This window comes from Rugamonas sp. GW822-FHT03B10, assembly GCF_058801745.1.
The window spans coordinates 51074-64412 of record NZ_JBXANP010000016.1 but is presented as its reverse complement, the minus strand read 5'-3'; the positions used below and the strand labels follow the sequence as shown (position 1 = coordinate 64412).

The 13339-nt window shown below is 65.8% G+C and carries 13 protein-coding genes; 6 read left to right on the top strand and 7 right to left on the bottom strand.

The genetic code is table 11. The features are described from left to right. Positions 1 to 50: 50 nt before the first annotated feature. Complete coding sequence (locus AC1RQG_RS21520) at positions 51 to 3167, bottom strand: DEAD/DEAH box helicase (protein WP_493134405.1); 3117 nt, start codon at positions 3165 to 3167, stop codon at positions 51 to 53. 197 nt (positions 3168 to 3364) lie between these two features. Here AC1RQG_RS21520 and AC1RQG_RS21515 point away from each other — a divergent pair, with 197 nt between their 5' ends. Further along, positions 3365 to 5713, top strand: coding sequence for a Tex family protein (locus tag AC1RQG_RS21515; protein ID WP_493134404.1), 2349 nt, complete (start codon positions 3365 to 3367; stop codon positions 5711 to 5713). 163 nt (positions 5714 to 5876) lie between these two features. Continuing rightward, entirely contained in the window at positions 5877 to 6500 is a 624-nt protein-coding gene (locus AC1RQG_RS21510; RefSeq protein ID WP_493134403.1) for a LysE family translocator, read from the top strand. Here AC1RQG_RS21510 and AC1RQG_RS21505 read toward each other — a convergent pair. Genes AC1RQG_RS21505 through AC1RQG_RS21495 form a run of 3 tightly spaced genes read right to left on the bottom strand, consistent with a single transcriptional unit; the run spans position 6457 to position 7966 of the window. Then, positions 6457 to 7281 (bottom strand): AraC family transcriptional regulator, encoded by an 825-nt coding sequence (locus tag AC1RQG_RS21505; protein WP_493134401.1) that lies wholly within the window; start codon positions 7279 to 7281, stop codon positions 6457 to 6459. The genes AC1RQG_RS21510 and AC1RQG_RS21505 overlap by 44 nt on opposite strands. A gap of 51 nt (positions 7282 to 7332) precedes the next feature. Then, positions 7333 to 7641, bottom strand: coding sequence for a CcdB family protein (locus AC1RQG_RS21500; protein WP_493134400.1), 309 nt, complete (start codon positions 7639 to 7641; stop codon positions 7333 to 7335). Further along, entirely contained in the window at positions 7628 to 7966 is a 339-nt protein-coding gene (locus tag AC1RQG_RS21495) for a type II toxin-antitoxin system CcdA family antitoxin (RefSeq protein ID WP_493134399.1), read from the bottom strand. Before AC1RQG_RS21495 ends, AC1RQG_RS21500 begins: the two co-directional genes overlap by 14 nt. 237 nt (positions 7967 to 8203) lie before the next feature. Here AC1RQG_RS21495 and grxD point away from each other — a divergent pair, with 237 nt between their 5' ends. Both grxD and AC1RQG_RS21485 read left to right on the top strand, forming a co-directional pair. Continuing rightward, entirely contained in the window at positions 8204 to 8515 is a 312-nt protein-coding gene (grxD, locus tag AC1RQG_RS21490) for a Grx4 family monothiol glutaredoxin (protein WP_493134397.1), read from the top strand. Then, a complete protein-coding gene (locus AC1RQG_RS21485) occupies positions 8508 to 9101 on the top strand; it encodes a UbiX family flavin prenyltransferase (protein ID WP_493134395.1) in 594 nt (197 codons plus the stop codon). The genes grxD and AC1RQG_RS21485 overlap by 8 nt, the downstream gene beginning before the upstream one ends. Before the next feature lie 100 nt (positions 9102 to 9201). On the opposite strand, the gene AC1RQG_RS21480 is transcribed toward AC1RQG_RS21485, so the two are convergent. The 3 genes from AC1RQG_RS21480 to AC1RQG_RS21470 form a co-directional block, all read right to left on the bottom strand. After that, a complete protein-coding gene (locus AC1RQG_RS21480; RefSeq protein WP_493134499.1) occupies positions 9202 to 9384 on the bottom strand; it encodes a hypothetical protein in 183 nt (60 codons plus the stop codon). 314 nt (positions 9385 to 9698) lie between these two features. Next, positions 9699 to 10106, bottom strand: a complete 408-nt coding sequence (locus AC1RQG_RS21475) for a hypothetical protein (protein ID WP_182151733.1) — start codon at positions 10104 to 10106, stop codon at positions 9699 to 9701. 288 nt (positions 10107 to 10394) lie between these two features. Next, positions 10395 to 11453: an MBL fold metallo-hydrolase gene (locus tag AC1RQG_RS21470; RefSeq protein WP_493134392.1), complete on the bottom strand. Its 1059-nt coding sequence runs from the start codon at positions 11451 to 11453 to the stop codon at positions 10395 to 10397. Positions 11454 to 11581: 128 nt separating this feature from the next. Here AC1RQG_RS21470 and AC1RQG_RS21465 point away from each other — a divergent pair, with 128 nt between their 5' ends. Both AC1RQG_RS21465 and AC1RQG_RS21460 read left to right on the top strand, forming a co-directional pair. Then, positions 11582 to 11992, top strand: coding sequence for a MerR family transcriptional regulator (locus AC1RQG_RS21465; protein WP_493134391.1), 411 nt, complete (start codon positions 11582 to 11584; stop codon positions 11990 to 11992). Positions 11993 to 12123: 131 nt separating this feature from the next. Next, on the top strand, positions 12124 to 13308 hold the full coding sequence (locus AC1RQG_RS21460; protein ID WP_493134389.1) for an isovaleryl-CoA dehydrogenase: 1185 nt from the start codon (positions 12124 to 12126) through the stop codon (positions 13306 to 13308). Positions 13309 to 13339 lie beyond the last annotated feature (31 nt).

Here is a 13339-nt window from a genome sequence, read left to right as displayed (position 1 = left end):
GGATGAAACTACATTTATAAAGCAACATGGCGAGTATAGCCCCCTCGGTCCTAATCGACCAGCGGGGCGAAGATCTGCTGCAGGTCTTCTTGAGTTAGCGCCATCTTCTGCGATTCGCCCTCGGCCAGGATCGATTGCGCCAGATCCGATTTCTTCTGCTGCAAGACCTGGATCTTCTCCTCCAGCGTGCCCTTGGCGATCAGCTTGTAGACGAACACGGGCTTGTCCTGGCCGATGCGCCAGGCGCGGTCGGTGGCCTGGTTCTCGGCCGCCGGGTTCCACCACGGGTCGTAATGGATGACCGTGTCGGCCGCCGTCAGGTTCAGGCCCACGCCGCCGGCCTTCAGGCTGATCAGGAAGACCGGCACGGCGCCCTGCTGGAACGCGGCCACCTGGGCGCCGCGGTCCTTGGTGTCGCCGGTCAACAGGGCGTACGGGATGTCGCGCGCCTCCAGTTCCTGCTCGATCAGCTCCAGCATCGAGGTGAACTGCGAGAACACGAGGATCTTGCGGTCCTCCTCCAGCAGATCCTCGACCATCTGCATCAGGTCGGCCAGCTTGGCCGAGCCGGCCGTCTGCTTCTTGGCCGGCAGCGACTTGACCAGGCGCGGGTCGCAGCACACCTGGCGCAGCTTGAGCAGCGCCTCCAGGATCACGATCTGGCTGCGCGCCACGCCCTTGCGGTCGATCTCCTCGCGCACCTTCTGGTCCATGGCCAGCCGCACGGTCTCGTACAGGTCGCGCTGGGCGCCCGTCAGTTCCACCTTGCGCACCATCTCCGTCTTGGGCGGCAGCTCCTTGGCCACGCTGTCCTTGGTGCGGCGCAACAGGAACGGCTTGATGCGGCGGTTCAGCAGGGCGCGCCGCAGCGGATCGTCCTGGCGTTCGATCGGGTGGCGGAACAGGGAGTTGAAGCTCTTCTCGTCGCCCAGCAGGCCGGGCAGCAGGAAGTGGAATTGCGACCACAGCTCGCCCAGGTGGTTCTCGAGCGGCGTGCCCGACAGGCACAGGCGGTGCCGCGCGCGCAGCAGGCCGGCGCTCTGGGCCGCCTTGCTGCGCGTGTTCTTGATGTAGTGCGACTCGTCCAGGATGACCAGGTGGAAATCATGCTCGCGCAGTTTCTCCTCGTCGCGCGGCAGCAGCGCGTAGGTGGTCAGCACCAGGTCGGCCTGGGCGATCTGGTCGAACTGGGCCATGCGGTCCTTGCCTTGCAACAACAGCACGCGCAGGCCGGGCGCGAAGCGGGCCGCCTCGTCCTGCCAGTTGCCCATCAGGCTGGTGGGCGCGATCACCAGCGTGGGGGCCGTCAGCCGGCCCGCCTCCTTCTCGACCAGGATGTGGGCCAGCGTCTGCACCGTCTTGCCCAGGCCCATGTCGTCGGCCAGGATGCCGGCCAGATCGTATTCGCGCAGGAATTGCATCCAGGCCAGGCCGTCGGCCTGGTAGTCGCGCAGCGTCGCCCGCAGGCCGGCCGGGGTGGCCACCCGCTTGACGGCGCCGAACTGGTTCAGGCGCGCCCCCATCCGGCGCAATTCCTCGCCGCCCGTCCAGCGCAGTTCCACGTTGCGCGCCAGTTCGTCGAGGCGGGCCGCGTCCAGCGTGGCCATGCGCAGCGAGGTCTTGATTTTGTCGCTGAAATACAACTCGCCCAGGGTGTTGAGGATGGGCTGGACCCGGCCCCAGGGCAGCGCCACCCGGCCGCCGTCGGGCAGCGTGGCCAGCATCTGGTCGTGGGCGGCGTAGGCGGCCATGGTCTTCGGGTTGAAATCGTTCGGCGCGTTGCGGATCAGCTGCACCAGCACCGGCAGCAGCGGCACGCGCTGCTGGTTGACGACGATGCCCAGTTCCAGTTCGAACCAGGCGTGGCCGCCGTCGGCGCTGTCGGGCGTCACGTCCGCGTACCAGTCGTCCACGGCCGTCATGTCGTAGCGGTAACGCGGGCTTTTCTCCACCTTCCAGCCCTGCGCCAGCAGCGCGGCCAGGCCGTCGCCGGCGAAGCGGATCCAGTCGGCCTGGCCGGGCAGCAGCTGGCCGCCCTTCACGCTGCTCAACGGCAGGGCCGCCGGCTTGCGGAATTCCATCGACTGCAGCAATTCCAGCGCGGCCGTCTCGGCCGCCATGTCGCGCTGGATGATTTCCGTCACCTCGCCGCGCTGGCGCACCACGCGCTGGGACGGGTCGAACGACACGCGCTCGCCGTCGTAATCGAAGGACAGCACGGCGAAGTCATGCCAGCGCTGCACGCTGCCATCGGCCAGCATGGCCGCGTCCAGCAGCAGCACGGGGCGCGGCCGCACGTCGTCGCGCACGCGCTGGGGCAGCGGCTGGGGCAGCGGCATCAGCTGCTGCAGGCCATGGGCCAGCAGCAGCTGCGACACGCGCACCTTGTCGTTGGCCGTCAGCAACGGCGCCTGGGCCACCAGCGCCTGCAACTCGGCCAGCGGGATGGCGGCGCCGCCCTGGTTCAGCTGCAACACGCCGCACGACAGGTTGTCGATATACCACGGCGGGTCGGTCGGCAGCATGTAGTCGATCTGGTCGGCGCCGTGGTGGCGCGCGCCTTCGGGCGCCTCCACCTGCCAGCCCAGGCGCAGGCCCTTGCCTTCCTCGCGCCACACGAGGTTGGCCGGACGCAACGGCCCGGCCTTGAGCGGATAGACCAGGCCGTTGCCGACGTCGGCCCAGGAGTTTGCCCACAGCAATTTCTCCTGGTCGGACAGCATCTGCAGCAGGGCCGCGCCGATCTTGCCGCGCGGCTCGGTGGCGCTGCCCGTCTGCGAGGCGGCGCCGCTGCGCATGGCCACGAAGAAGCGGATCAGGTCCTCGTCGCCGGGCGCCAGGAAGGTCGGCGGGGCCGACAGCAGCGAGAAGATCTCGCTCACCGGGCTGGCGGCGGCCACGTCGCCGTTGGGGCGCAGGCGCGCCTTGTACAGGCACAGCGCCACGTGGCGCCCGCCGCTGGTGGGCGCCATCACATAGATCAAACGGAACTGCGGCTGCTTGGGATCGGCGTCGACCGGGACGGCCGGCAGCTTGGCCTTGGGATGCGCGGCGGCATCCACCCGCTGCAGCCAGGTGGCGACAGCGTACGACAATTGGGTCGCGGGCGGCGCGGGGCGTGCCGGTACGGCTGGGGCATCGGTGGCGTCGTCGCGGGTGATATCCATAGGGCGCATTGTTGGTCAGAGACGGTTCAAAAACGGCAACAGGCAATATTATCCGCGATACGCGGCTTCGTGTTTGCGCAATCTTCAGCAAGCTTCACGGCGCGCGGGGCGGGCACAGTCCAATTGGACTGTCAAGACTGGCGCATTCGCCACGATTGCGTATCATTCCGGGCTTGACCGCTTAGGAACCACCTCCCATGTTGCCTTCCATCGAACAACGTCTTGCCCTGGAACTGGCCGCCAAGCCCGTCCAGGTCGCCGCCGCCATCGCCCTGCTGGACGAAGGCGCCACCGTGCCCTTCATCGCCCGCTACCGCAAGGAAGCCACCGGCGGGCTGGACGACATCCAGTTGCGCCTGCTCGAGGAACGGCTGCGCTACCTGCGCGAGCTGGAAGAGCGCCGCGCCGCCATCGTCGCCTCGATCACCGAGCAGAACAAGATGACGCCCGAGTTATTAGATGCAGTCATGCACGCGGAAGACAAGACCCGGCTGGAAGACTTGTATCTTCCCTACAAGCAAAAACGCCGCACCAAGGCCCAGATCGCCATCGAGGCCGGCCTGGCGCCGCTGGCCGACGCCCTGCTGGCCAACCCGGACCTGACGCCCGAGATGGAAGCCAACAAGTTCCTGCGCGAACCGTTCACCACGGCCGACGGCAACAATGCCGGCGTGCCCGACACCAAGGCCGCCCTCGACGGTGCGCGCCAGATCCTGATGGAACGCTTCGCCGAGGACGCCACGCTGCTGCAATCGCTGCGCGAATACGTGCTCGATCATGGCGTGGTGGAATCGAAGGTCGTTGAAGGAAAGCAAGAAGAAGGCGAAAAGTTCGCCGACTACTTCGATTATTCGGAAACCCTGGGCACGGTGCCGTCGCACCGCGCGCTGGCCCTGTTGCGCGGACGCCGCGAAGGCATCCTGGACGTGACGCTGCGGCTCGACACGGAGGCGGAAAAGCCGAAGTGGGACGCGCCCCACAACCCGTGCGAGAGCCGCATCGCGGCCCGCTTCGGCATCCGGCAGGCCGGCCGCGCGGCCGACAAGTGGCTGGCCGACACGGCGCGCTGGACCTGGCGCGTGAAGAGCTTCATGCACCTGGAGACGGAACTGATGGGCGCGCTGCGCGAGCGGGCCGAGCAGGACGCGATCAACATCTTCGCCACCAACCTGAAGGCGCTGCTGCTGGCCGCGCCGGCCGGCCAGCGCGCCACCATGGGCCTGGACCCCGGCCTGCGCACGGGCGTCAAGGTGGCCGTGGTGGACGCCACCGGCAAGGTGGTCGACACGGCCGTCATCTACCCGCACCAGCCCAAGAACGACTGGGACGGCGCGCTGCACACGCTGGGCCGGCTGGCCGCCCAGCACAACGTGTCGCTGATCTCGATCGGCAACGGCACCGGCTCGCGCGAGACGGACAAGCTGGCCCAGGACCTGATCAAGCGCCATCCGGAGCAGAAGCTGACCAAGATCGTCGTCTCCGAGGCGGGCGCGTCGGTGTACTCGGCCTCCGAGTTCGCCTCGCGCGAGCTGCCCGACATGGACGTGTCGCTGCGCGGCGCCGTCTCGATCGCGCGCCGGCTGCAGGACCCGCTGGCCGAACTGGTCAAGATCGACCCCAAATCGATCGGCGTGGGCCAGTACCAGCACGACGTGTCGCAAACCCAGCTGGCCCGCTCGCTCGACGCGGTGGTCGAGGATTGCGTGAACGCGGTCGGGGTGGACGTGAACACGGCCTCGGCGCCGCTGCTGGCGCGCGTGTCGGGCCTGTCGGCCTCGGTGGCCCAGTCCATCGTCAGCTACCGCGACCTGAAGGGCGCGTTCCCGTCGCGCGCGGCGCTCAAAGCCGTGCCGCGCCTGGGCGACAAGACCTTCGAGCAGGCGGCCGGCTTCCTGCGCGTGATGGGCGGCGAGAACCCGCTCGACGCCTCGGCCGTGCACCCGGAATCGTACCCGCTGGTGGAGAAGATCCTCGGCGATATCAAAAAGGACATCCGCGCCGTGATCGGCGAGACGGCCCTGATCAAGACGCTGAGCCCGGCCAAGTACGCCGACGACAAGTTCGGCGTGCCGACCGTGACCGACATCCTGAAGGAGCTGGAGAAGCCGGGGCGCGACCCGCGGCCCGAATTCAGCACCGCCACCTTCAAGGAGGGCGTGGAGGACATCCGCGACCTGCGCCCGGACATGATCCTGGAGGGCGTGGTCACCAACGTGGCCGCGTTCGGCGCCTTCGTCGACATCGGCGTGCACCAGGATGGGCTGGTGCACATCTCGGCCTTGTCCAGCAACTACGTCAAGGACCCGCACACGGTGGTCAAGGCGGGCCAGGTGGTGAAGGTGAAGGTGCTGGAGGTGGACGAGAAGCGCAAGCGCATCGCCCTCACCATGCGCCTGACCGACAGCGCGCCGCAGGCCGGCGCCAACCCGCAGCAGCGCGGCGACCGCAACGACCGCAAGAGCCTGGGCCAGCACCAGAAGCAAACGGCCCGCGCGGAGCCGATCGGCGGCAGCATGGCGGCGGCGTTCGCCAAGCTGCGCGGCTAGGCGCCAGGCGGGCGCGCAACAAGCAAAAAAGCCACCTGGGGGTGGCTTTTTTGCTTTTCCCGCCAGGCGACGGCCCTTTGCGCCAGGATCATTTTCTTCAATACAGCCTGGCCCGCCCCGCGTATCGTCCGCTCCGGTAGCGTTATGACATCGGAGACTATCTATGAGCATCGTCCTTTCCATGGCCGCCTTCGCGCTGGCCTCCTCGATTTCCCCCGGCCCGGTCAACATCGTCGCGCTCAGCAGCGGCGCGCGCCATGGCCTGCGGGCCAGCATGCGCCATGTCACCGGCGCCACGGTCGGTTTCACCCTGCTGTTGCTGCTGACCGGCGCGGGCCTGCAAGCCCTGCTGGGGCGCGCGCCGGCCCTGACTCGGGCGACCCAGCTGGCCGGCGCCGCCTTCCTGCTGTGGATGGCGTGGAAACTCGCCAGCGACGACGGCAAGCTCGCGCTCACCAGCGACGGCAAGGGCCCGTCACTGCTGGCGGGCGCGGCGATGCAATGGCTCAATCCCAAAGCCTGGGTGGCGGCCGTGGCCGGCGTGGGCGCGTTCGCCGCCAACGGCGACGCGGCGCTCGTATGGCGCTTCGCCGCCTTGTATGGCGTGGTGTGCTATGTGTCGATCGCCTGCTGGGCCTGGGCCGGCACCTTCCTGCAGCGCCGGCTGGCCGATCCGGCTGGCCTGCGGCTGTTCAACCGCGCGATGGCGCTGCTGCTGGCGGCCAGCGCGATCTACCTGCTGCTCAGCGGCGATATTGGCCCGGCGTCGCGGCCAGGAAGTGTTTGAAGATGCGCTGGAAATGGGCCTGGTCGGCGAATCCCGTCGCCAGCGCCACATCGGCGATCGCCGCGCCACCCTGGAGCAAGCCACGCGCGCGCTGCACGCGGCGGTTCAACAGGTAAGTGTGCGGCGTCATGCCATAGTGCTTGCGGAAAGCACGGATCAGGTAGGACGGCGACAGGTCGGCGGCGGCGCAAATGTCGTCCAGCTTCAGCGCGGCGGTGCAGTTGTCGCTGATGTACTCGGCCGCCCGGGCGAGCTTGTGGTTGGCGTCAGGCTCAATGCGCGTCGCGGGAGCGAAACTGGACTGCACTTGCTCGAAAAACGCCACCGACGCGCACTGCTTCAATAACGGGTCGGCCGTAGCGTCCGTCAACACGTCGAAAAAACGGTTGAAGCCCGCGTACAGCGCCGGCGACGTGCTCATGGTCGCCGCAAAGGGGCGGAATGCCTGATCGGCACCGGCGCCCCACGATTGCTGCAGCCGGCCCAGCCAGGCGTGATCGACATACAACATCCGGTACGACCAAGGCTCGTCGGCGATCGGATTGCAGCCGTGCACATCGCCGGGGTTCATCACGACGACGCTGCCGGGGCCGGCGCACTGGCGCGTGGCCTGGTTGATATAGTCGGCCCGTCCGGAACGGATGACGCCGATTGAAAACGTGTCGTGCGAATGCTTGGCGTAGCGCACCTTGCGCCCGTCAATGATGGCGCGCGCCTCGATGAACGGCAGGCTGGCATCGCGCCAGAACTGGTGACCGGTGTGGGAATGGGGAGGCGACATACGGCTAGGATACCCGAAAGCGGCAACGGGCAAGCAGGCACACCACGACGTTCAATAGCCGCGCAACATAAATTCCATGCACGACTCCGCGACCAGCTGGTCGCCCGACGACAGTCGGCCGGCCCGCTGGCGCAGCAGGCTCGCCGGCACAGCCAGAAGGTTGGGCGTGTCCATGACATATTGTTGCTGATCGACTTCAATCAGAGCTTGCGCCCCCTGCACGACAGGCCTGGGCGGTAAGTAGCGGGATAGTGGGATACACCACCTGGTGCTGAGGCGAACAAAATCACTTTGAACATCGACATACAGGCGATGCGTGGCGGCCTGGTTCGGATTAACGAAAATATCAAATCTCGCCATGGTCATCCGTCGTCAGTTCCGGATGCTCAGCCAGAAACCGCTGCAGTTGTTCGGCGGCAGTTCCCGCTTCCTCGACCTGACGTGCGTAATGTTCCAGCGCATCGCGGTTGTCCAGCGCCCATTGCGTGCACCCGTCGTAACCACCGGGCGGTACCCATCCGTCAGGCGCCTGAACGATTTGCGGCGCCTGGGGGGGCGCGGTCGCAACGACGCGAACTGGGATCAGCTCGAACCTGTCGCCAGGATGATGAATGACGTCGAACAGCCGTCCGGCGAATTTCTTGCCCAGCGATATTTGGCCGCTGGCGCCGACTTCCTTCAACATACAGCCTCCACATCTTCATGCGATCATGCTGCACGATTAAACGGGTGTCAACCCATGCCCCCCGTTACCCCAGGAACCTGCTTATCCTTCGGATCCAGCTGCCTGATGCCAACGTGCCGCGCCCCCAAACAGCGGGCTTTCCTTCAAAACCATGATCTCCGGGCGCTGCCCCGGCATACCCGGTCCGCCGTTTTCTTATAAAATACAGGCATCTTTTAAATTTACCCTGAGGCAGCTATGAGCGACGTACAAATCTGGATCAAAGAGACCGTGACCAACACCCCCGTGGTGCTGTTCATGAAGGGCACGGCCCAGTTCCCACAGTGCGGTTTTTCCGGCCGCGCCATTCAGATCCTGAAAGCTTGCGGCGTGGAAAACATCGCCACCGTGAACGTGCTGGACGATCCTGAAGTGCGCCAGGGCATCAAGGAATACTCGAACTGGCCCACCATTCCCCAGCTCTACATCAAGGGCGAGTTCATCGGCGGTTCCGACATCATGAACGAGATGTACGAGTCGGGCGAACTGAAGGCCCTGCTCGGTGAATGATCGCCCGCAGCGGCTCGTCATCGCCATCACCGGCGCCACCGGCGCCGTGTATGGGGTGCGGCTGCTGCAACATCTGCAGGCCATGCCCGGCGTGGAGACGCATGTGATCGTCTCCGATGCCGCCGTGCTGACCCTGCAGCAGGAAACGGGCATGACGCGCCGCGCCGTGGAGGCGCTGGCCGACGTCGTGCACAAGAGCCGCGACGTGGGCGCGTCCATCGCCAGCGGTTCCTTCCAGTCCGACGGCATGGTGATCGCGCCATGCTCGATGAAGACGCTGGCCGCCGTGGCCCATGGCCTGTCCGACAACCTGATCACGCGCGCGGCCGACGTGGTGCTCAAGGAACGCCGCCGCCTGGTGCTGATGGTGCGCGAGACGCCATTCAACCTGGCCCACCTGCGCAATATGACGGCCGTGACGGAAATGGGCGGCATCATCTTCCCGCCCCTGCCCAGCTTCTACCACCAGCCCCAGAGCATAGCCGAGATGGTCGACCACACGGTGGCCCGCGTCATCGACCTGTTCGGCATAGCGCACGCGCTGGCGCCGCGCTGGCAGGGCATGAAGCCGGCGTCCGGGGCCTGAAGGGCCGCGGCGTCAAGCTCCCCGCGCCGCCCGCATGGCCGCGGCGGCGGCAGCACTGCCTGCACAACCGGCCGGACCCTGTCGGCCCCGGCACGACACCCTAGCGCTTCTCGAACTGGGCGCTGCAAGCCTGTTTCAATTCCCGTGCTTCTTCCACCATGCGACGCTGGGCGATGCGCTTGCGCATCACTTCCGCATGCTGGGCCGCCGTCATGGGCGGCGCGGTCATCAGGTCTTTCAGCTGTGCGACGTTGCTGTAGTTACTTTTGATAAGACGGCTCAAATGCTCGACTCCGTAGTGAAGACTGCTGCGACGCGAAACTTTCCCAATTATGAGCCACTATTGGCATCCGCGCTGTAAAGAAGCGAGTCATTGCCAAAAAATAAAAGGGGCCGTCTGGGATTGTGCGCTTCGCGCATGTCGCGCACATGACACAGCGCAAACCCGCCGGGCGGCGACGCGCAGGCGGGTCCGTGGTTTTTCCACGAAGCAAAAAACCGAATAAAAATTACAGAGTATTTAAGAGAACTTAAATAAATGCGGTATGGACGACCGGCCCGGCCGCATTCTTGTTCAGGACAATCAATGGTGATTTGTTACTTTTGGTAGTTCACGCGCACCAGCATGCGGATAAATTCCCGCGCGATCTGGCGGTGATGTTCGTCCAGCCGTTGCAAATCGGCGATCAGCTTGACGTCGGCCGATTCGAAACGCGACAAACCATTGCCGCCCTCGCCGGCGGGCGCGCCCGCCTCCGGCCCGCCAAAACGCAGCCATTCGGCCGGCACCCCCAGCCATTGCGCGATCATGCGCAGCTTCTCCTGGGTGGGGATGGCCTCGCCTACCAGCCACTTGCGCGCCGCGTGCACCGTGATCGGCCGGCCATCGAAGCGAATGTTAAATTCCCTTGCCAGGCGGGTGGGACTGTCGGGGGAGTAGTGAGCATTTTTGAGAGCCTGTTGCAGGCGCTGGCTAAAGCTTTCGCGTTCATTGGAAGAATTCATAATTGCACTATTTCACGTTGCCGCATGAAAGTCAGTCTCTGGTATGCAAACACTAATTGTGTCACAAATGGATTTAACGTTTGACATTCTATCTCTCATGCGTCACTCCAATGACCAACACCGCCACCAAACAAAATTTGGTCGCGGCCAGCGTAAAATCCAGGGGCAATCGGGATGCGGATGGAGGTTAAATGGCAAGATTGATACCATAACACTTTATACCCACCCCCGGCCAGTCCGGCCGCCAGTTTTGCGTTGTAAAACTACGGGGGCGTGTGCCGGGCCTGCTTATCGCCGTTGAAATCTTATGATGCCGTCGGTCCCCGTTTCGCGGCGCACGATACCCTCCTGCCACAATTTATGCAGGTGGGCCAGCGCCTCGCCCAGCGCGAAGCTGAGCTGATGGGCGTCGAGCGGGCGCTTGAACATGATGGGGACGATGTCGGCCGCCGACTGCCAGCCGGCGCAGGCGGCCACCACCTCGGCCAGCCGCTCCACGTGGTGCTGGCGCAACTGGGCGATGCGCGTATGCAGGCCGCGGAACGGCTTGCCGTGCGACGGCAGCACCAGCACGTCGTCGGGCAGGTCGGCGAACTTGCCGAGCGAGTCCAGGTACAGGCCCAGCGGATTGGCCTCCGGCTCGACGGCGAACACCGACACATTGGTGGAGATGCGCGGCAGCACCATGTCGCCCGAGATCAGCACCTTGAGCGCGGCGCAGTACAGCGAGGCGTGCTCGGGCGCATGGCCGAAGCCGGTGATCACGCGCCACTGGTGGGCGCCGATGGCGATCAGCTGGCCGTCCTGGATGCGGCGGTAGCTTTCCGGCACCGACGGCACCAGCGACGGGTAGTACTGGCGCCGGCTGCGCATCTTGTCGAGCATGTCGGGGTCGCGCAGGCCGTGGCGCTGGAAGTGGGGCACGGCGGACGAGCCGTCCACGCCGGGCAGGGCGGCCGACATCATGCGCGCGAACGCGTATTCGCCGGTGGTGGCCCACAGCGGCGCCTGCCAGCGCTGGCCCAGCCAGTCGGCCAGGCCGATGTGGTCGGGATGGCAATGGGTGGCCAGCACCCGTTGCAGCGGCCGGCCCGCCATGGGGCCGGCGAAGATGGCTTCCCAGCCGGCCCGGGTGGCGTCCGTGGCCACGCCGCAATCGACCACGGCCCAGCCGGGCGCGCCCGTGTCGACGTTGTTGTCGTTGAGCAACCACAAGTTGATATGGTCCAGCGCGAACGGCAACGGCATCCGCAGCCAGCCCACGCCGTCGGCCACGGCCGTCACGGTGCCGATGGCGGGCACGGTGTCGCCCAGCGGATACTGCAATTGCGATTCAAGTGGATTCATGGCGATCTTTCGGAGCGGGCGCGCTACAATGTGATTGACGTTGACGTAAACGGAAGCTGTGCGATGATTGTAAACGGCAGCCGCCAGCCCCGTCATCCGGATTCCGCCACTTTACCGCAAGCCCAACAATGCCGACCTATACTATTACCGAACTGGCCCGTGAATTCGATGTGACGGCCCGCGCCATCCGCTTTTATGAAGACCAGGGCCTGCTGAGCCCCTCGCGCGAGGGCGCGGGCGGGCGCAACCGCGTCTACACGCCGCGCGACCGCACCCGCCTCAAGCTGACCCTGCGCGGCAAGCGCCTGGGCCTGTCGCTGTCGGAGATCAAGAGCCTGGTCGACATGTACGAGTCGCCGAAGGACACGGCGGCCCAGATGCACCGTTTCCTGAACGTGCTGTCGCAGCACCGCGAAACGCTGGAACAGCAGCGTGAAGACCTGGAGATGGCGCTGGCCGAGCTGACCGCCCATGAGGATGAATGCAAACGCCTGCTGGCGGCCCAGACCGGCGAACAGCCGGCGGGCGCCACCCCGTAAGCGCGGGCGGGGGGCGCCTGGGCCCCGCCGCCGCGCAACGCACGCCATTCACTTGACGTTTACGTTAACGTCACACAAGCGTATCATTGCCGCATCAACACCCAGCCACCCACACGACAATAGAGGATGACATGCTCCATCTCCCCGGCCTGACCTTTGACCATGGCGAAGACATCGCCGCCCTGCGCGAAGCCGTGCAACAGTTCGCCGCCGCCGAAATCGCGCCGCGCGCCGCTGAAATCGACCGCAACGACCAGTTCCCCATGGACCTGTGGCGCAAGATGGGCGAGCTGGGCGTGCTGGGCATCACCGTCGGCGAGGAGTACGGCGGCGCCAACATGGGCTACCTGGCCCACATCGTGGCGATGGAGGAAATCTCGCGCGCCTCGGCCTCGGTCGGCCTGTCCTACGGCGCCCACTCGAACCTGTGCGTGAACCAGATCAAACGCAACGGCAGCGAGGAGCAGAAGCGCAAATACCTGCCCAAGCTGATCTCCGGCGAATACGTGGGCGCGCTGGCCATGTCCGAACCGAACGCCGGCTCGGACGTGGTGAGCATGAAGCTGCGCGCCGACTTCAAGGGCGACCGCTGGGTGCTCAACGGCAGCAAGATGTGGATCACCAACGGCCCCGACGCCGACGTGCTGGTGGTGTACGCCAAGAACGACCTGGAGGCCGGCCCGCGCGGCATGACCGCGTTCCTGATCGAGAAAGGCTTCAAGGGCTTCTCCGTGGCCCAGAAGCTCGACAAGCTCGGCATGCGCGGTTCGCACACGGGCGAACTGGTGTTCGAGGACTGCGAAGTGCCGGCCGAGAACGTGCTGGGCGGCCTGGGCAAGGGCGTCAACGTGCTGATGTCGGGCCTGGATTTCGAGCGCACCGTGCTGTCGGGCGGTCCGCTGGGCATCATGCAGGCCTGCATGGACAACGTGGTGCCCTACATCCACGACCGCAAGCAATTCGGCCAGTCCATCGGCGAATTCCAGCTGATGCAGGGTAAGATAGCCGATATGTACTCGACCATGATGGCGTGCAAGGCATACGTGTACGCCGTCGGTCAGGCTTGCGACCGGGCCAAAACCCCGGAAGCGGTCCGCCAGCTGCGCAAGGACGCGGCGGGGGCGATCCTGTACAGCGCGGAGAAAGCCACCTGGATGGCCGGCGAGGCGATCCAGACCCTGGGCGGCAACGGCTACATCAACGAGTATCCGGTGGGCCGCCTGTGGCGCGACGCCAAGCTGTACGAGATCGGCGCCGGTACCAGCGAAATCCGCCGCATGCTGATCGGTCGCGAACTGTTCGCGGAGACCATGTAAAGCTGGGGCGGTCCGTACGCCGTTCCCGCGC